We start from the raw sequence: 18,226 nt of genomic DNA, 5'->3' as shown, positions 1-18,226 counted from the left end.
GCCCAGGGCCCAGGGCCCAGCCTGCGACTGCCGCCGCGGCGTCAGGTTCCCGTCCGTTGGCAACAAGTCGTCGCGGCCGCCCTGGCCTGGGCCCGGTCCCGCGGACGACGGGCAGCCTGGGCCTCACTCCAGCATGAAGGCGCCGCGCAGCCAGCGGATCTCGTCCTCGACGAGCACCGCATCGAAGCGGCAGGGCGGCGGCGCGGGCAACCGCATCAGGTAATGCCGCGCGGCGAAGATGATGCGGCGCCGCTTGGCGAAGGTGATGCTGGCGCCGGCCCCGCCGTGGCTGGCGCGCGAGCGGCTGCGCACCTCGACGAAGACCAGCGTGCCGTCGGGCTCGCGCATGATCAGGTCCACCTCGCCGCCGCCGCGGCCCGGGGTTCGATAATTGCGGGCCACCAGCCGCAGGCCGGCCCGGCGCAGGTGCGCCAGCGCGGCGTCCTCGGCGGCGTCGCCCAGGCGCTTGGTGGTGGTCGGCGGCGCCGCAGGCGCGCCCCGCTTGAACGGAAGAAGACCCATCTTGAACACCCTTCCCTCGGCTGCTTCTTTCGGCGCCGCTGTGCTCGCCGCCCGCGATGCGGCCGGCGGCCAGCATTATCCGCAGGGCACCCTCTACGTCGTGGCCACGCCCATCGGCAACCTGGCCGACCTGTCGCTGCGCGCGCTGCACGTGCTGCAGCTGGTCGATGCCATCGCCTGCGAGGACACGCGCCACACCCACCAGCTGCTGCGCGCCTGCGGCATCGACCGGCCCGGCGGCCAGCTGCTGGCCGTGCACCAGCACAACGAGGCCGAGGCTGCGCAGGCCGTGATCGCGCGCCTCGGCGACGGCCAGCGCATCGCCTACGTGAGCGACGCCGGCACACCGGGCGTGAGCGACCCCGGCGCCCGCCTGGCCGCGGCCGTGCGGGCGGCGGGCCAGCGGGTGCTGCCGATTCCCGGGCCGTCCAGCGTGACCACCCTGCTCAGCGCCGCCGGCGCGCACGACGACGCCCGTGGCGGCGCCTTCGTCTTCGCCGGCTTCCCGCCCGCCAAGGCCGGCGAGCGCGATGCCGCCGTGCAGGCCCTGGCCGGCGAGACCCGCGCCGTGGTGCTGCTGGAGGCGCCGCACCGCATCGAGGCCCTGGCGCGCGCGCTGGCCGTGCTGGGCGCCCGGCCGGTGACGGTGGGCCGCGAGCTGACCAAGCAGTTCGAGGAGATCGCCACCGTGCCGGCCCAGACGCTGGCGGACTGGCTCGGCGCCGGCGCGCAACGCACGCGGGGCGAATTCGCGCTGCTGCTGCATCCGCAGCCCGCCGCCGCGGCCGGCGACGGCGTGGGTGCCGAGGCCGAACGCGTGCTGCGGCTGCTGCTGGCCGAACTGCCGCTCAAGAGTGCGGCCCGGCTGGCGGCCGACATCACCGGCGCGCCGCGCAATGCGCTGTACGCCCAGGCCCTCGCCTGGCGCAGCGCGGAAGAAGAATGAGCATGGCCGCCGACGCCCCATCGCCCGCCACCCCGCTCGGCGATGCCAAAGCCGCCACCCGGCTGGCCCGCTGGCCGCATGCCGGCACGCCCGTGCTGGCCGCGCTGGACGACGACGAACTGCTGCTGGCCTGGCTGCAGGACGGGACACTGCAGGCGCACCGCCTGCCGATCGGCTCGCGCACGCTGGGCCGCGCGCACTTCCGCCACCAGCCGGCGCGGCCGGCGGAGCTCGAAGCCGCCATCGACACCGTCGAAGACGCCCTGATGCGCCCGCACCCGCCCTTGCCCGCCGACCGCGTCCTGTGGCCGACGGGCGGCTTCGCGCGCGTGCTGCCGCTCGTGGGCGGCGACACCCGCGAGGACGTGGAAGCGCTCTTCCAGCAATTCGCGGCCGTCGCCCTCGGCCGGCCGGGCGCCGGGCTGCCGGAGGATGGCGCGTCCACCGCCGCCATCCTGGTGCTGCGCGAGCTGATGCACCACCTCGGCTTCGCCCGGTGGGCGGCGGCACCACCAGATTCCTCCCAGATCGCACCCCACACTGCGTCGGCAGCCCGGCTTCACGACGCTTGATCCTCCCCTCGAGGGCTGCCTTGACCCGCTTCGGCGGGTTTCTTTTTTTGCACGTCCGACGCAGCCTCTGGGCCGCCGGACGCCAGGCCGATGATGCAACCGCATTGCATCTTCATAGAATGCAATTCTGTTGCACTAAAGGCCATCCTTGCCGAAGGATGCCCACCGACCTGGAGCCCCCCGCATGTCCGACATCCTGGCCCCCACCCCGCCGCGCCTGCCCGTCACCGTTCTTTCCGGCTTCCTGGGCGCCGGCAAGACCACGCTGCTCAACCACATCCTGAACAACCGCGAGGGCCGCCGCATCGCCGTCATCGTCAACGACATGTCGGAGGTGAACATCGACGCCCAGCTGGTGCGCCAGGGCGGCGCCAGCCTGGCACGCACCGAGGAGAAACTGGTCGAGATGAGCAACGGCTGCATCTGCTGCACGCTGCGCGAGGACCTGCTGATCGAGGTCGAACGCCTGGCGCGCGAAGGCCGCTTCGACCAGATCGTCATCGAATCGACCGGCATCTCCGAACCGCTGCCCGTGGCCGAGACCTTCACCTTCGCCGGCGAGGACGGCCGCAGGCTGGACGACGTGGCCCGGCTGGACACGCTCGTGACCGTGGTCGATGCCTGCAACTTCCTGCGCGACTACGGCTCGCGCGACAGCCTGCGCTCGCGCGGCGAATCCCTGGGCGAGGAGGACCAGCGCACGGTGGTCGACCTGCTGGTGGAGCAGATCGAGTTCTGCGACGTGCTGGTGCTGAACAAGACCGACCTGGTGGACGATCTGGAACGCGAGCGCCTGCTGGCCATCCTGCGCGGCCTCAACCCGCGGGCCCGCATCGAGCTCAGCCAGTTCGGCCGCGTGCCGCTGGCGCGGGTGCTGGACACCGGCCTGTTCGACTTCGACCAGGCCGCCGAGGCGCCGGGCTGGCTGCAGGAACTGCGCGGCACGCACACGCCGGAAACCGAGGCCTATGGCATCGACAGTTTCTGCTGGCGGTCGCGCCGCCCGCTGCATCCGCAGCGCTTCTTCGACTGGGTGGAAAGCGAATGGCCGGGCGTGGTGCGCTCCAAGGGCTTCTTCTGGCTGGCCAGCCGGCCGACCTTTGCCGGCTCGTGGTCGCAGGCCGGCGCCGTGGCGCGCCATGGCCCGGCAGGTTACTGGTGGGCCGCCATCCCGCGCGAGCACTGGCCGACCGACCCCGAGGCCGTCGCCGCCATCGAGAAGAACTGGGCCCCCGAGGTGGGCGACGCGCGCCAGGAACTGGTGCTGATCGGCATGGGCATGGACGAAGCCGCGCTGCGCGCCCGGCTCGACGCCTGCCTGCTCACCGACGCGGAGATGGCGCTGGGCCCGCAGGCCTGGCTCGGCCTGGCCGACCCCTTCCCGGTCTGGGAATGATGGCGAAGTGGTGCGCCCTGCCCGCGCGCCGGGCAGATCAGTGCCGGCAGTCGGCGCAGGTGCCGCGGATGCGCAGTGCGCTCTCGCTCGGCTTCATGCCGCGGCGGCGCAGCGAGCGGCTCAGGCGTTCGAGCACGGCCTGCAGTTCCGCGTCCTCCGGCAGGCTTTGCAGCCGGTGGCAGGCCTCGCATTCGAAGAGCTGGCTGGACTGCGCGTCGTGCAGCATGAAGCGGGCGACGCCGTCCGAGCCCATCAGCCGGTCGGCCAGCCCGGCCTGCGTGAGCCGGTCGAGCACGCGGTAGACGGTGACGCGGTCGAAGCCGGCCTCGCTCGCCAGCCGGCAGGTGGCCAGCACCTCTTCGTGCGTGAGGGCCGCGGACTGGGCGGACAGCACCGCCAGCACCGACACCGCCGCGCGCGTGACGCGCAGGCCGTGCGCATGCAGCAGGGCTTGCCAGTCGGTGGCGGAAACGGTGGAGCGGGCGGCGGAGGTCACGGGCGGCGCAGTTTAGTCCCCGGGGCAGGGCACGTGCAGGCGCTGCGGGGCACTCGACAGCGGCCGCAGGCACGTCCCCGCCGGGTGCGGCGGGCCAAGAAAAAGCCCGGAAGCGCTTGCACGCTTCCGGGCTTTTTTGATTTTGTCTGGTCCCGCCGCCAGGAATCGAACCTGGATCTCAGCCTTCGGAGGGCCGAATTCTATCCGTTGAAATACGGCGAGGAAGTCGCGCCGGGCTCGGCCGCGAACCCGGCATTATGACCGATCTTCGGTGGCCGGGAGTCTCGAGCCTCTCCAGCGGCGAGGCAGGCGCTGCCGCAGGCAGCTCGCGCGGCAGGCCCAGGCCGGCCAGGTACACGCCGAACAGCCGGCGGCCCGCGGGCACCAGGTCGAAGGCCGCCGGATCGAGCAGCCAGTCGTCGATCAGGCCCGACATCAGCGCATGCAGGCCCTGCGCCGCCATCCGCGCGGGCAGCGGCAGACGCTGCCGCCGCAGCCGCGCAGCCAGCCGCAGCGCCTTCTCGAAATCGGCCACGCAGGCATCGCGCGCGCTCAGGTGACGCTGCTGCACCGAGGCCATCTCGTCGGTGTACTCGACCTTGTGCACGGCGATCTGGAACACACGGCGCACCTGCGGGTCACCGGCGATGAGCTGCAGCGCCTGCTGCATGCCGCTCTCGATGAGGTCCAGCGGATCCACGCCTACCGGCTCGGCCGCCTGGCGGATGCCCTTTTCCATGGGCAGCGTGACGCGCTCCATCATGGCGTTGAACAGGTCCGCCTTGTCCTTGAAATGCCAGTAGACGGCACCGCGCGTGGCCCCGGCCTCCTCGGCGATCTGCTGCAGCGACGTGCTGGACACGCCACGGGCCTGAAACAACCGCTCCGCAGCATCGAGCAGGCGGTGCCGTGTCGCCAGGGCCTCTTCCTTGGTGCGCCGTACCACGAGCTCTCCTTGGCAAGAAAACGAAATAAACCGAAACGTGAGGCCGCTCACTATACATTCAAGAATGTATGTAAACTAGCTGCCTCGGCAAGCTTTCGGCTGCCGGCTGTCGCCTATGGCACAGCCCGGCAGCGCCGTTGCCAGCCTCCCGTTCCAGTCCCATCACAAGAGGATCCGCATGCCTGCTTCGCATGTTGCTGCCCGTCGTCTGCCGCTTCGCCGCGGCGTCTCCCTCACCCTGGCCGCCACGGCCGTGCTGCTGAGCCTGGCCCTGGTGGCCTGCGGCAAGAAGGAAGCCGCAGCGCCCGCTGGCGGCCCGCCCGGCGGCGGCATGCCGCCGCCCGAGGTCGGTGTGGTGGTGGCCAAGGCCGGCGAGATCGGCCTGGTGACCGAACTGCCCGGCCGGCTCGAGGCCTCGCGCGTGGCCGAGGTGCGCGCCCGCGCCGCCGGCATCCTGCTCAAGCGCGTCTTCCGCGAAGGCAGCGACGTTAAGGCCGGCCAGCCGCTGTTCCGCATCGACCCCGCGCCGTACGAGGCCACGCTGCGCAGCGCCGAGGCCTCGCTCGCCCGCGCCGAAGCCAATGCGGCCCAGGCCAAGGCCCTGGCCGAGCGCTACAAGCCGCTGGTCGAGGCCAATGCCGTGAGCAAGCAGGACTATGCGAACGCCGTCGCCTCGCAGAAGGCCGCCGAGGCCGACGTGCAGGCCAGCCGCGCCAGCGTGACCACCGCGCGCATCAGCGTGGGCTACGCCACCGTGACGGCGCCCATCTCCGGCCGCATCGGCCGTGCCCTGGTGACCGAAGGCGCGCTGGTGGGCCAGGGCGAGGCGACCCCGCTGGCGACCATCCAGCAGATCGATCCGCTGTACGTGAACTTCACACAGTCGGCCACCGAGGTGATGCGCATGCGCCGCGCCATGGCGCGGGGCCAGCTGCAGCGCGCCAGCGGGCCGGACGCCGCCGAGGTGCGCGTGGTGCTGGAGGACGGCACCGAGTTCGCCCAGCGCGGCCGCCTGCTCTTCTCCGACCTGACGGTGGACCCGACCACCGGCCAGATCACCCTGCGCGCCGAAGTGCCCAACCCCAAGGGCGAGCTGCTGCCCGGCATGTATGTGCGGGTGAAGACCGAGCAGGCCCAGGTCGACAAGGCCATCAGCGTGCCGCAGCAGGCCGTCACGCGCACCGAGCAGGGCGACACCGTGACCATCGTCGGCGCGGACGGCAAGCTGTCGAAGCGCAACGTGAAGATCACCGCCGGCAAGGACAACCGCTGGATCGTCACCGACGGCCTCAAGGAAGGCGAGCAGGTGATGGTGGACGGCTTCCAGAAGCTGCAGATGCTGCCGCCGAACACGCCGGTGAAGGCCGTGCCCTGGCAGCCGCCGACGACGGCCGCGGCCGCGGCCGCGCCCGCCGCCGCCGCATCGGCCCCCGCGGCTGCACCGGCCAAGCAATGACGCCGGCCCGCAACCCCGACTGATCACGAAGAAGGAACGCGAGCACTTCTATGGCCAAGTTCTTCATCGATCGCCCCATCTTTGCGTGGGTGATCGCTCTGTTCATCCTGGTGATGGGCGGCGTGGCGATCACGCAGCTGCCGATCTCCCAGTACCCACCGGTGGCCCCGCCGGCCATCGTCATCAGCACCGCCTATCCCGGCGCCTCGGCCCAGACGCTGGAAGACAGCGTCCTGGCCGTCATCGAGCGCGAGATGAACGGCTCGCCCGGCCTGATCTACATGGAGTCGGTCGCGCAGGCGGACGGCACCGGCACGATCACCGTGACCTTCGAGCCCGGCACCAATGCCGACCTGGCGCAGGTGGACGTGCAGAACCGGCTGTCGCGCGCGACGCCGCGCCTGCCGCAGGCCGTGACCCAGCAGGGTGTGCGCGTGGACAAGTCGCGCAACAACTTCCTGCTGTTCACGATGCTGTCGTCGACCAACCCGGCGGTGGACACCACGCAGCTGGGCGACTACGCGGCGCGCAACATCCAGCCCGAACTGCAGCGCGTGCCCGGCATCGGCCAGGTGCAGCTCTTCGGCAGCGAGACGGCGATGCGCATCTGGATCGACCCCGCCAAGCTGCAGGGCCTGAACCTGAGCGCCAGCGACGTCAACACCGCCATCCGCAACCAGAACGCCCAGGTGGCCTCCGGCACCATCGGCGACCTGCCCAACGTCACCGGCCAGGCCATCGCGGCCACGGTGGTGGTCAAGGGCCAGCTGTCGTCGGTGCAGCAGTTCGGCAACATCGTGCTGCGCGCCAATGCCGACGGCTCGACCGTGCGGCTCAAGGACGTGGCCCGCATCGAGATCGGCGGCCAGAGCTACGCCACCTCGGCGCGCCTGAACGGCAAGCCGGCGGTAGGCCTGGGCGTGCAGCTGTCGCCCTCGGGCAATGCGCTGCAGGCGGCCAAGGCCGTGCGCGCCAAGATGGACGAGCTCAAGCGCTTCTTCCCCGAGGGCGTGAACTACTCCATTCCCTACGACAGCTCGGCCTTCATCAGCATCTCCATCAGCCAGGTGGTCGAAACGCTTATCGAGGCCGTGGTGCTGGTGTTCCTGGTGATGTTCCTGTTCCTGCAGAACTGGCGCTACACGCTCATTCCGACGCTGGTGGTGCCGGTGGCACTGCTGGGCACCTTCGCCACGCTGCTGGCGCTGGGCTTCTCGATCAACGTGCTGACCATGTTCGGCATGGTGCTGGTGATCGGCATCGTGGTGGACGACGCCATCGTGGTGGTGGAGAACGTCGAGCGCATCATGAGCGAGGAAGGCCTGCCGCCCCTGCAGGCCACGCGCAAGGCCATGCAGCAGATCTCGGGCGCCATCATCGGCGTGACCGTGGTGCTGATCTCGGTGTTCGTGCCGCTGGCCTTCTTCGCCGGCTCCACGGGCAACATCTACCGCCAGTTCTCGGCGGTGATGGTGGCCTCGATCGCCTTCTCGGCCTTCATGGCGCTGTCGCTCACGCCGGCGCTGTGCGCCACGCTGCTCAAGCCGGTCGAGGCCGGCCACCATCATGAGAAGCGCGGCTTCTTCGGCTGGTTCAACCGCGGCTTCTCGCGCACGGCCAAGGGCTACGAGGGCTTCGTGTCGCGCCTGCTGCGCCGCGCCGCGCGCTACCTGATCGTCTACCTGGCGATCATCGCCGGCGTGGTGTTCGTGTACTCGCGCCTGCCCACCTCCTTCCTGCCGCAGGAAGACCAGGGCAACATCCTGGTGAACGTGCAGCTGCCGCCGGGCGCCACGCTGGAGCGCACCGAGGCCGTCATGGAGAAGGTCGAGGGCTACATGCTGAAGCAGCCGCAGGTGCAGAGCATCGTGGGCGTGCTGGGCTTCAGCTTCTCGGGCCAGGGCCAGAACGCGGGCATCGCCTTCGTCACGCTCAAAGACTGGAAGGAGCGCGAGGGCGAGGCCAACTCGGCCTCGGCGCTGGCCGGCCGCGCCTTCGGTGCGCTGTCGGGCGTGCGCGATGCCTTCATCTACCCGCTCAACCCGCCGCCGATTCCCGAACTGGGCTCGGCCAGCGGCTTCAGCTTCCGGCTGCAGGACCGCTCGGGCCAGGGCCACGAGGCGCTGGTGAACGCCCGCAACCAGCTGCTGGGCATGGCGATGAAGAGCCCGGTGCTGACGGCGATGCGCCCCGACGGCCTGGAAGACGCGCCACAGCTGCAGATCGACATCGACCGCGACAAGGCGCAGGCCCTGGGCGTCAACTTCGACGCCATCAACACGGCGCTGTCGACCTCGCTGGGTTCGAGCTACATCAACGACTTCCCGAACCGCGGCCGGCTGCAGCGCGTGGTGGTGCAGGCCGACGCGCCGGCCCGCATGCAGCCCGAGGACCTGCTGCGACTGAACGCCTCCAACACCCAGGGCCAGCCCGTGCCTTTCGCCTCCTTCGCGACCACGCGCTGGATCAAGGGCGCGCAGCAGACCGTGCGCTACAACGGCTATCCGGCCATGCGCATCAGCGGCGAGGCCGCGCCCGGCTACAGCTCGGGCGCCGCCATGGCCGAGATGGAGAAGCTGGCCGGCCAGCTGCCGCCGGGCTTCGGCTTCGAGTGGACGGGCCAGTCGCGCGAAGAAAAGCTCGCCGGCTCGCAGGCGGTCATCCTGTACGGCTTCGCCATCCTGGCGGTGTTCCTGTGCCTGGCGGCGCTGTACGAAAGCTGGTCGATCCCGCTGTCGGTGATCCTGGTGGTGCCGCTCGGCGTGCTGGGCGTGCTGCTGGGCACGCTGCTGCGGGGCTACTCGAACGACGTGTACTTCCAGGTGGGCCTGATCACCATCATCGGCCTGTCGGCGAAGAACGCCATCCTGATCATCGAGTTCGCCAAGGACCTGCAGGCGCAGGGCAAGAGTGCCATCGCCGCCGCGCTGGAAGCCGCCCACCTGCGCTTCCGGCCGATCATCATGACCTCGCTGGCCTTCGGCCTGGGCGTGGTGCCGCTGTTCCTGGCATCGGGCGCGGGCTCCGCCAGCCAGCGCGCCATCGGCACCGGCGTGCTGGGCGGCATGGTCACGGGCACGGCCCTGGCCGTGTTCTTCGTGCCCATCTTCTTCGTGGTGGTGCGCACGCTGTTCAAGGGCAGCAAGCGGCAGCAGGAACTCAACAAGCGCCATGCCCAGGAAGCGGGCATTGAGGAAGAATCCGGAGCCGACAACCATGGCTGATCACTCCAAGACGATGAAGACGCTGCGCCTCGCACCGCTCACCCTGGCCGTCGCCGTGCTGGCGAGCGGCTGCTCGCTGATCCCCACCTACGAGCGGCCCGCCGCGCCGGTGCCCACCACCTTCCCGGGCGATCCGGCGCAGCCCGCCGGCGCGACGGCGGCGGTGGACCTGCCCTGGCAGGACTTCTTCACCGACCCGCGCCTGGCCGGCCTGATCGAGACCGCCCTGCGCAACAACCGCGACCTGCGCGTGGCCGTGCTCAACATCGAGCAGGCCCGTGCGCAGTTCGACGTGCAGCGCGGCGCGCTCTTTCCCACCGTGGGGTTGAGCACCTCGGGTTCGCGCTCCGAACCCAACTCGGCCCGCAACTTCAGCGCCTCGGCGCCGAAGGTGTCGGAAAGCTATTCGGTGGGCCTGGGCATCACCGCCTGGGAGATCGACTTCTTCGGCCGCATCCAGAGCCTGAGCGCCGCGGCCCAGGCCCGTGCGCTGGCCACGGAAGAGTCCCGCCGCGCCACGCAGATCGCGCTGGTGGCCCAGGTGGCCAACGGCTGGCTGACGCTGGCCGCGGACGAGGAGCTGCTGGCCATCACCCGCCAGACGCTCTCGACCCGCGAAGAGACGCTCAAGCTCACCAAACTGCGCTTCGACAACGGCGTGGCCTCCGAGCTGGACTACCAGTCCGCCGTGTCGCTGGCCGAAAGCGCCCGCGCCACCTATGCGCAGCAGCAGCGGCTGCGCCAGCAGGACGAGAACGCCCTCGCGTTGCTGCTGGGTGCCCCGGTGCCGGCCAGCGCCCTGGCCGGCCTGGCGGGCGACAACGGCGGCCTGGCCACCGTGCGCGCCATGCCCGACGTGCCGGCCGGCCTGCCCTCCGACCTGCTGACCGAGCGGCCGGACATCCGCGCGGCCGAGCAGCAGCTGGTGGCGGCCAATGCCAACATCGGGGCGGCGCGGGCGGCCTTCTTCCCGCGCATCTCGCTGACCACCTCGGTCGGCCGGGTGAGCCCGGAGTTCTCCGGCCTGTGGAACGGCGACGGCACCAAGGCCTGGAGCTTCGCGCCCAGCCTGACGCTGCCGATCTTCACCGGCGGCGCCAACACGGCCAACCTGGCCTCGGCCCGCATCGGCCGCGACATCGCCGTGGCGCAGTACGAGAAGAGCATCCAGACCGCCTTCCGCGAAGTGGCCGACGCCCTGGCCGGCCGCGAGACGCTGGGCGAGCAGGCCCGCGCCGCGCGCGCCCAGGCCGAGGCGGAGGGCACCCGCCTGCGCCTGTCGGACCTGCGCTACCGCAACGGCGTGGCCAGCGCACTCGACCTGCTGGACGCGCAGCGCTCGCAGTTCACCGCCCGCCAGACGGCGGTGACGACGCAGCTGGCGCTGCTGCAGAACCAGGTCACGCTCTACAAGACGCTGGGCGGCGGCTGGGCGAGCCGCTGAGACCCGGATGCGCCGCCGAGGGCCGGTCGAGCCGCCGGGCGGCGGGGCGGCGCCGGCTCTCTCGCGGCGCCGCGCCCACCTTCGCTGATCTGCATCAGCACTGCGCGTTTCCGGACCCGGTGCGGGGGTTTATCCCGGGTCGGCCGAGCCCTGTCGGCAGACCCCCCGTCCATATAATCGTTTGCTGTTTCCCCATAGCCCCCGATACCGAGGACAGCGATGAGCGAGAGCGCGCAAAACCCGGCTCCGGCCACGGAAGAGGCCCACACGGGTCCGATCAAGAATCCCAAGCAGCTGATGCTCGCGGTGCTCTTCAGTTTCGTGGTGCCCATCCTCGTCATTGCGGGCCTGGTGTTCTATGTGGTGTCCGGCCTCAAGCCGTCGGGCGCCGCCACCGGCGAAGGCATGAACCTCTATGGCGTGAGCCAGGACGCGCGCGACCGCGACGTCGCCGAGCGCATCCGCAAGGTCGGCATGGTCGAGATCCGCGATGCCAACCGCCCGCTCGCCACCGGCGAGACCGTCTTCAAGACCCAGTGCGTGGCCTGCCACGGCTCGCCCGGCATTCCGGGTGCGCCGCATTTCGGCGACGCCGCCGCCTGGGGCCCGCGCATCGGCCAGGGCCTGGCCACGCTGACCGAGCATGCCCTCAAGGGCAAGGGCGCCATGCCGCCGCAGGGCGGTGGCGACTTCGGCGACGTCGAGATCAGCCGCGCCGTGGCCTACATGGCGAATTCGGGTGGCGCGAAGTTCGAGGAGCCGGCCGCGCCCGCCGCTGCAGCGCCAGCCGACGGCGCCTCCGCGCCGGCTGCCGCGGGTGCTGCCCCGGCGCCCGCCGGCATGGCGGCTTCCGCACCCGCCGCGGCACCCAGGCAGTGACCCAGGGCCTTCGGGCCGAGCCCTACAGAAAAGCCGGCATCTGCCGGCTTTTTTGCGTCTGGGCTTGCAGGCCGAGGTGTCAGTTCGGCGGCGTCGCGTGCGCGGCCGCCGGGCTGCGCACGAAGCCGAAGCGGCCCGGCAGGTCGGCGGCGCGCACGCTTTCGGGCTCGGGCCAGGCGCCCTGCTCCAACGCGTCGGCCGCCAGCCCCATGTCCTGCGTGTGCACCAGGCCCAGGCCGGCCGCGGACGCCACGTAGAGCCGCCCGTCCTCGTCGAGCAGCACCGCGCCGCGCGTGGCGGTGGCCCCCGTGTGGGCCTGGATGGAGAAGTCGTCCATCACGCGCCAGACCAGGGGCGCCGCCTCCAGTTCGACGTAGACGCGCTGCGGCCCGTTCTGGAAGAACCACTGCCCTTCGCCATCCGCCTCGTAGTTGCGCTGGATGAAATCGATGAGCTTGTGGTGCCGCAGCAGCGAGCCCTTGCTCTGCGGAAAGGGCCCTGCCGCCTGCGTGGGGTCGTCGCGCATGTACCACTGACCACGCATGTCCAGCCCCAGCCAGCCGTAGCAGTGGGGCACGTTCGGCCACTTGGCCAGGGCCTGTTTGACGATGTCATCCATGGCGGCATTGTCGGCCGCGGTGTGCCGCGGCGGTGTCACGCCCGCCCCGATCGGTGGTGGGCCGGCGCCGACAGCGACGCCGGCAGCAAGGGCCGGGCGCGGCGCCTCAGCGATGGGCCAGCAACCAGTCCACCACCGCCTCCGGCATGGTGCGCACATGGCCGGGCCAGGCGCCCTGCGGAAAGCCGACGTGGCCGCCGTGCCGCGGTTGCCACAGCGTCACGCGCGGGTTGGTCAGCTGCTGCGGCACGGGCAGGCTGTCGCCCGGCACGAAGGGATCGTTGCGCGCATTGAGCACCAGCGCCGGAATGCGGATGTCGCCCAACCGCGGGCCGGCGGCCGCGCGGGCGTAGTAGTCGGCCGCGCCGGCAAAACCGTGCAGCGGCGCGGTAAAGATGTTGTCGAAGTCGCGCAGCCGGCGGGCGGCGCGCAGCCGGTCGGCGTCGAACAGGCCCGGGTGCTGCGCCAGCTTGGCCAGCGCCTTGGGCTTCATGGTCGAGAGGAACATGCGCTCGTACACCAGCCGGTTGAAGCCGCGGCCGATGGCTTCGGCACCGGCGGCCAGGTCCAGTGGGGCGCTGACGCCGGCCACCGCCTGCGCCACGGCGGCCGCGCTGTCGCCCGCTTCCTCGGCCCAGCGCAGCAAGGCATTGCCCCCCAGCGAGACGCCCACGGCGAACACGCCGGCCGGGCTGCGCGCACGCAGGCGCGCCAGCACCCAGCCCACCTCCTCATGGTCGCCCGAGTGGTAGGCGCGCGGCCCGAGGTTCAGTTCGCCGCTGCAGCCGCGGAAATGCGGCACCGCGAAGCCCAGCCCGCGTTCGCGCGCGACGGCCGCCAGGGCCTCGGCATAGTGGCTGCGCGAGGAGCCTTCGAGGCCATGGAAGAGCACGAGCAGCGGCGCGGTGGCCGGATCGGGTGCGTCCTGGAAGTCCACGTCCACGAAGTCGCCGTCCGGCGCCGCCCAGCGCTCCCGGCGGTAGACGGGGGCGGCACCCGTGTAGCGGCGGCCGAACAGGGCGGGCCAGATGGTCTGGGCATTGCCGCCCGGCAGCCAGCGGGGTGCGACGAAGGCCTGCATGGGGCCCCTCTCAGTGCAGCAGGCCCGGGGCCTCCACGGCGTCGTCGGGCTCGCGCGAGGTGCCGGGGCTGGCATGGTGCGCCACCAGTCGCCAGCCCAGCTCGGTCTTCAGATAGACGTTGGTGGCCAGCACGAAGGCATGGCGCGGCCCTTCGGCGGTGAGCACCTCGATGCGCTCCAGCACGTTGTGCACGCTCGCGCCGAGCGACTCGACGCGGCGCACGTGCGAGGGCCGGGCATGGATGGCTCCGCCGTTGGCGAACATCTGCTCGAAGGCGGACCGGATGGCGGCGACCCCCACCAGCCGCGGGCCGCCGGGGTGGACGCAGAACACGTCCTCCTCGTCGGCCCAGCAGGCCATGAGCGCGTCCACGTCGCCGCGTTGCAGCGCGTCGTAGAAGGCGGCCTCCAGGTCGTCGGCGGTGCCGCCCAGAGCGGCGGGGTATCGGGTTTTGCGGGGCATGGCCCCCGGATTCTGCCGCCTGTGCGCACCACGGTCCTGCACGGTGCGCACCACCTTGCCGCGCACCGCCGGGAAGCCGTGAACCGTTTTGGACCATTTGGTCAAAACAGCGTGGCCATTTCCTCATCAAGTCTTTGATGTGAAACAGGAAAACGCCATTGGCACAGCGCATGCAAACGCTGCCGGCATTCCCCATCCGGAGTCCACACCCATGAAAGTCGGCGTCTTCATTCCCATCGGCAACAACGGCTGGCTGCTGTCGCAGAACGCGCCGCAGTACAAGCCCAGCTTCGAGCTCAACAAGACCATCACGCTCAAGGCCGAGCACTACGGCCTGGACTTCGCCCTGTCCATGATCAAGCTGCGCGGCTTCGGCGGCAAGACGGAGTTCTGGGACCACAACCTGGAGTCCTTCACGCTGATGTCGGGCCTGGCGGCCGTGACGACGAAGATCAAGCTCTTCGCCACCGCCGCCTCGCTGGTGATGCCGCCGGCCATCGTGGCGCGCATGGCCTCGACCATCGACAGCATCTCCAATGGCCGCTTCGGCCTGAACCTGGTGACCGGCTGGCAGCGGCCCGAGTATTCGCAGATGGGCATGTGGCCCGGCGACGAGTTCTTCTCCACCCGCTACGAATACCTGTCCGAGTACATCCAGGTGCTGCGCGACCTGTGGGGCAAGGGCCAGTCCGACTTCAAGGGCGCCCACTTCCAGATGGACGACTGCCGCCTGAGCCCACAGCCGCAGGCGGACATGAAGGTGATCTGCGCCGGCCAGAGCGACGCCGGCATGGCCTTCTCGGCCAAGTACGCCGACTACAACTTCTGCTTCGGCAAGGGCGTGAACACGCCCAAGGCTTTCGCGCCCGCCGCGCAGAAGCTGATCGAGGCCACGGCCAAGACCGGCCGCCACGTCACGACCTACGTGCTGATCATGGTGATCGCCGACGAAACCGACGAGGCCGCCTTCGCCAAGTGGGAGCACTACAAGGCCGGCGCCGACACCGAGGCCATCGCCTGGATGGCCCAGCAGGGTGCGGCCGACACCAAGTCCGGCGGCGACACCAACGTGCGCCAGATGACCGATGCCACCTCGCCTTCGGCCGTGAACATCAACATGGGCACGCTGGTGGGCTCCTACGCCAGCGTGGCCCGCATGCTGGACGAGATGGCCGAGGTGCCCGGCACCGAGGGCGTGCTGCTGACCTTCGACGACTTCGTGCAGGGCGTGGAGGACTTCGGCGAGCGCATCCAGCCGCTGATGAAGAGCCGCGTGGACGTGGACACGCCCGTGCCCTCGCAGGTGGGCGCGCCCGAGGCACTGGCCGCGTGAAGGCGCACGACACCATGAGCAACACCAAGACGAACACCACCCTGCGCTCGGCCACGCCGGTCGGCCCGCCCCAGGCGCCCGGCGCGCCGGCGCCCACGGTGATTCCCGCACGGCCGGAGCCGCTGGCCCTCGTTCCCACGCAGACCGCGCTCATCGTGGTCGACATGCAGAACGCCTATGCCTCGCTGGGCGGCTACGTGGACTCGGCCGGCTTCGACATCTCGGGCGCACAGGGCACCATCGTCGGCATCGTGCGCGCCATCGAGGCGGCGCGGGCGGCGGGCATGCTCGTCGTCTTTTTGCAGAACGGCTGGGATGCGCAGTACGTGGAAGCCGGCGGCCCCGGCTCGCCCAACTGGCACAAGTCCAACGCGCTCAAGACCATGCGCGCCAAGCCCGAACTGCAGGGCCGCTTCCTGGCCAAGGGCGGCTGGGACTACGAACTCATCGAGGCGATGAAGCCGCAGGCCGGCGACCTCGTGATCCCCAAGACCCGCTACAGCGGCTTCTTCAACAGCACGCTCGACAGCAGCCTGCGCGCCCGCGGCATCCGCAGCCTGGTGTTCACCGGCATCGCCACCAACGTGTGCGTGGAATCGTCGCTGCGCGATGCCTTCCACCTGGAGTACTTCTCGCTGATGCTGGAGGACGCAACCCACGAGCTGGGCGGCGCGGCCATCCAGCAGGCCACGGTCTACAACGTCGAGACCTTCTTCGGCTGGGTATCGACGGTGGACCAGTTCTGCCACGCGCTCGTGCCCGCAACCGCCATCACGCCGACCACCGCCGAGACGGCTACGGCCTGATCCCTCGCCCATCCCACTCTGGAGCCTTTCTCATGCCCAAGGAAGCCATCATCCCCGCCGGCACCGGCACCCCCATCGCCCCCTTCGTGCCCGGCACGCTGGCCGACGGCGTGGTCTACGTCTCGGGCACCCTGCCCTTCGACAAGGACAACAACGTGGTGCACGTCGGCGACGCTGCCGCGCAGACGCGCCACGTGCTGGAGACCATCAAGGGCGTCATCGAGACCGCCGGCGGCACCATGGACGACGTGACCTTCAACATGATCTTCGTCACCGACTGGGCCAACTATGCGCAGGTCAACAAGGTGTACGCGGAGTACTTTCCGGGCACCAAGCCGGCGCGCTACTGCATCCAGTGCGGCCTGGTGAAGCCCGACGCCCTGGTGGAGATCGCCTCCATCGCCCACGTGGGCAAGAAGGCCTGAGGCGCACCATGGCGCTCTACCACGAGGTCCACGGCGAAGGCCGCCCCGGCGCACCCAGCGTGCTGCTGTCCTCGGGCCTGGGCGGCTCGGCCGGCTTCTGGAAGCCGCAGATCCCGGCGCTGGTCGAGGCCGGCTGGCGCGTGGTGGCCTACGACCAGCGCGGCACCGGCCGCAGCCCGGGCGAACTGCCCGCCGGCTACCGCATCGACCACATGGCGCAGGACGTGGCCGAGGTGATGGACGCCACCGGCACCGAGTGCTGCCACCTCGTGGGCCATGCGCTGGGCGGCCTGGTGGGCCTGCAGCTGGCGCTCGACGCGCCGGCGCGCGTGGTCAGCCTGGTGCTGGTCAATGCCTGGTCGCGGCCCAACCCGCATTCGGCCCGCTGCTTCGACGCCCGCCTGGCGCTGCTGGGCGCCTGCGGGCCGCGGGCCTACGTGGAGGCGCAGCCCATCTTCCTCTACCCCGCCGACTGGGCCGCCGCCCATGCGGACGAGGTGCAGGCCGAGGTGGACCATGCCTTCGCCCACTTCCCGCCCGAGGCCACCATGCGCGCCCGCATCGCCGCCCTGCGCGCCTTCGACGTCGATGCGCGCCTGGGCGAGATCGCCGCGCCCACGCTGGTCGCCTGCGCGCAGGACGACGTGCTGGTGCCGTGGACGATGTCGCTTCGCCTGGCCGAGCGCCTGCCCCAGGCCACCTTCGACCGCAGCGCCCATGGCGGCCATGCGCACAGCGCGACCGATGCGGCGCGCTTCAACGCCACGCTGCTGGGCTTCCTGGCGCGGCAATCCTGACCGAGACGGATCGCAACCACGCCTTCTTCCCGCCCGAACCATGCTGATGTCCACCGCCCCGATCCCCGCCCCCACCGCACTGCTGGCCGCCACCGTGCCGCCGGAGCGGGCCGACTACCGCAACGCCATGGCCCGCCTGGGCGCGGCGGTCAACATCATCACCACCGACGGGCCGGGGGGCCGCGCCGGCTTCACCGCCTCGGCCGTGTGCAGCGTGACGGACGACCCGCCGACGCTGCTGGTCTGCCTCAACCGCAGCGCCTCGGTGTACCCGGTGTTCCAGGCCAACGGCGTGCTGTGCGTCAACGTGCTGGGCGCCGGGCAGCAGCCGCTGTCCAACCTGTTCGGCGGCAAGACGCCGATGGACGAGCGCTTCGCCGCCGCCCAGTGGCATGCCAGCGCGAGCGGCGTGCCGGTGCTGGCCGAGGCCGCCGCCACCTTCGAATGCCGCGTGGTGAACCGCACCGCCGTGGGGACGCACGACGTGCTGTTCTGCGAAGTGGATGCGGTCCGCGTCGGCGATGCGGCCCATGGGCTGGTTTACTTCGACCGGCGTTACCACGACCTGCTGCCACCGTCCGCCGCGCACTGATCGCACCGGGCCTCAAGGGGCTGACGGCGCCCCGACGGCCTCGGCTGCCGGAACACAAATGCCGTCCAGCACCAGCCGCTGGACGTTCTCAACCGTTTCCTCGAAGAACGCCGGATCCTGCAGCGTGCGGCCGGCGATGGCCTGCACCTGCACCGCGAAGTCGGCGTAGTGCTGCGTCAGCGCCCACAGGCCGAACACCAGGTGGTGCGGCACCACCTGGTGTTCGGCC

At 70.9% G+C, this 18,226-nt stretch carries 19 protein-coding genes and 1 tRNA gene; 12 read left to right on the top strand and 8 right to left on the bottom strand.

Annotated elements, in window-relative coordinates; genetic code table 11:
- Positions 1–123: 123 nt before the first annotated feature.
- The gene (locus NS331_RS02170; protein ID WP_058640376.1) at positions 124–522 is read right to left on the bottom strand and encodes a YraN family protein; all 399 of its coding nucleotides are present in this window, start codon (positions 520–522) and stop codon (positions 124–126) included.
- Between the two features lies 1 nt (position 523).
- Between NS331_RS02170 and rsmI the strand changes: the two genes are divergently transcribed.
- The 3 genes from rsmI (at position 524) to zigA (ending at position 3,436) form a co-directional block, all read left to right on the top strand.
- A complete protein-coding gene (rsmI, locus tag NS331_RS02165; protein WP_058640375.1) occupies positions 524–1,468 on the top strand; it encodes a 16S rRNA (cytidine(1402)-2'-O)-methyltransferase in 945 nt (314 codons plus the stop codon).
- A gap of 2 nt (positions 1,469–1,470) precedes the next feature.
- The gene (locus tag NS331_RS02160) at positions 1,471–2,040 is read left to right on the top strand and encodes a hypothetical protein (RefSeq protein WP_058640374.1); all 570 of its coding nucleotides are present in this window, start codon (positions 1,471–1,473) and stop codon (positions 2,038–2,040) included.
- Positions 2,041–2,224: 184 nt separating this feature from the next.
- Complete coding sequence (zigA, locus tag NS331_RS02155) at positions 2,225–3,436, top strand: zinc metallochaperone GTPase ZigA (protein WP_058640373.1); 1,212 nt, start codon at positions 2,225–2,227, stop codon at positions 3,434–3,436.
- Between the two features lie 37 nt (positions 3,437–3,473).
- Here zigA and NS331_RS02150 read toward each other — a convergent pair whose 3' ends face one another.
- The 3 genes from NS331_RS02150 to NS331_RS02140 form a co-directional block, all read right to left on the bottom strand.
- Positions 3,474–3,932, bottom strand: coding sequence for a Fur family transcriptional regulator (locus NS331_RS02150; protein ID WP_058640372.1), 459 nt, complete (start codon positions 3,930–3,932; stop codon positions 3,474–3,476).
- A gap of 147 nt (positions 3,933–4,079) precedes the next feature.
- A tRNA-Arg gene (locus tag NS331_RS02145) sits at positions 4,080–4,154 on the bottom strand.
- Positions 4,111–4,878 carry a TetR family transcriptional regulator gene (locus NS331_RS02140; protein ID WP_082702206.1) on the bottom strand — a complete coding sequence of 256 codons (768 nt, stop codon included), beginning with the start codon at positions 4,876–4,878 and terminating at the stop codon, positions 4,111–4,113. The genes NS331_RS02145 and NS331_RS02140 overlap by 44 nt, the downstream gene beginning before the upstream one ends.
- Before the next feature lie 178 nt (positions 4,879–5,056).
- Here NS331_RS02140 and NS331_RS02135 point away from each other — a divergent pair, with 178 nt between their 5' ends.
- From NS331_RS02135 to NS331_RS02120, 4 genes are all read left to right on the top strand, one after another.
- Positions 5,057–6,334: an efflux RND transporter periplasmic adaptor subunit gene (locus NS331_RS02135; protein WP_058640371.1), complete on the top strand. Its 1,278-nt coding sequence runs from the start codon at positions 5,057–5,059 to the stop codon at positions 6,332–6,334.
- Between the two features lie 50 nt (positions 6,335–6,384).
- Complete coding sequence (locus tag NS331_RS02130) at positions 6,385–9,558, top strand: efflux RND transporter permease subunit (RefSeq protein ID WP_058640370.1); 3,174 nt, start codon at positions 6,385–6,387, stop codon at positions 9,556–9,558.
- Positions 9,551–11,002: an efflux transporter outer membrane subunit gene (locus tag NS331_RS02125; protein ID WP_275936442.1), complete on the top strand. Its 1,452-nt coding sequence runs from the start codon at positions 9,551–9,553 to the stop codon at positions 11,000–11,002. Before NS331_RS02130 ends, NS331_RS02125 begins: the two co-directional genes overlap by 8 nt.
- Before the next feature lie 219 nt (positions 11,003–11,221).
- Positions 11,222–11,881, top strand: a complete 660-nt coding sequence (locus tag NS331_RS02120) for a c-type cytochrome (protein WP_058640368.1) — start codon at positions 11,222–11,224, stop codon at positions 11,879–11,881.
- 79 nt (positions 11,882–11,960) lie between these two features.
- Here NS331_RS02120 and NS331_RS02115 read toward each other — a convergent pair whose 3' ends face one another.
- The 3 genes from NS331_RS02115 to NS331_RS02105 form a co-directional block, all read right to left on the bottom strand.
- Positions 11,961–12,500, bottom strand: coding sequence for a DUF2946 family protein (locus tag NS331_RS02115; RefSeq protein ID WP_058640380.1), 540 nt, complete (start codon positions 12,498–12,500; stop codon positions 11,961–11,963).
- Positions 12,501–12,606: 106 nt separating this feature from the next.
- Complete coding sequence (locus tag NS331_RS02110) at positions 12,607–13,581, bottom strand: YheT family hydrolase (RefSeq protein ID WP_058640367.1); 975 nt, start codon at positions 13,579–13,581, stop codon at positions 12,607–12,609.
- A 10-nt stretch (positions 13,582–13,591) separates the two neighbouring features.
- Positions 13,592–14,044, bottom strand: coding sequence for a YybH family protein (locus NS331_RS02105; RefSeq protein ID WP_058640379.1), 453 nt, complete (start codon positions 14,042–14,044; stop codon positions 13,592–13,594).
- A 211-nt stretch (positions 14,045–14,255) separates the two neighbouring features.
- Between NS331_RS02105 and rutA the strand changes: the two genes are divergently transcribed.
- From rutA to rutF, 5 genes are read left to right on the top strand one after another with little or no spacing between them, the layout of a single operon-like run.
- Positions 14,256–15,377 carry a pyrimidine utilization protein A gene (gene rutA / locus NS331_RS02100; protein WP_058640366.1) on the top strand — a complete coding sequence of 374 codons (1,122 nt, stop codon included), beginning with the start codon at positions 14,256–14,258 and terminating at the stop codon, positions 15,375–15,377.
- Positions 15,378–15,391: 14 nt separating this feature from the next.
- Positions 15,392–16,183, top strand: a complete 792-nt coding sequence (gene rutB, locus NS331_RS02095; RefSeq protein WP_058640378.1) for a pyrimidine utilization protein B — start codon at positions 15,392–15,394, stop codon at positions 16,181–16,183.
- Positions 16,184–16,215: 32 nt separating this feature from the next.
- Positions 16,216–16,608 carry a pyrimidine utilization protein C gene (gene rutC, locus NS331_RS02090; protein WP_058640365.1) on the top strand — a complete coding sequence of 131 codons (393 nt, stop codon included), beginning with the start codon at positions 16,216–16,218 and terminating at the stop codon, positions 16,606–16,608.
- Between the two features lie 8 nt (positions 16,609–16,616).
- Positions 16,617–17,405: a pyrimidine utilization protein D gene (rutD, locus tag NS331_RS02085; RefSeq protein WP_058640364.1), complete on the top strand. Its 789-nt coding sequence runs from the start codon at positions 16,617–16,619 to the stop codon at positions 17,403–17,405.
- Between the two features lie 46 nt (positions 17,406–17,451).
- Positions 17,452–17,997 (top strand): NADH-dependent FMN reductase RutF, encoded by a 546-nt coding sequence (gene rutF, locus NS331_RS02080; RefSeq protein WP_058640377.1) that lies wholly within the window; start codon positions 17,452–17,454, stop codon positions 17,995–17,997.
- A gap of 12 nt (positions 17,998–18,009) precedes the next feature.
- Here the strand turns inward: rutF and NS331_RS02075 are convergent.
- Positions 18,010–18,226: TetR family transcriptional regulator C-terminal domain-containing protein (locus tag NS331_RS02075; protein ID WP_193758029.1), on the bottom strand; the 217-nt coding region annotated here is incomplete at its 5' end.

It is taken from the genome of Pseudacidovorax intermedius, from assembly GCF_001476815.1.
Lineage (GTDB): Bacteria > Pseudomonadota > Gammaproteobacteria > Burkholderiales > Burkholderiaceae_C > Xenophilus > Xenophilus intermedius_A.
The sequence above is the reverse complement of the archived record's forward strand: the minus strand, read 5'-3'. Positions and strand labels throughout refer to the sequence as shown.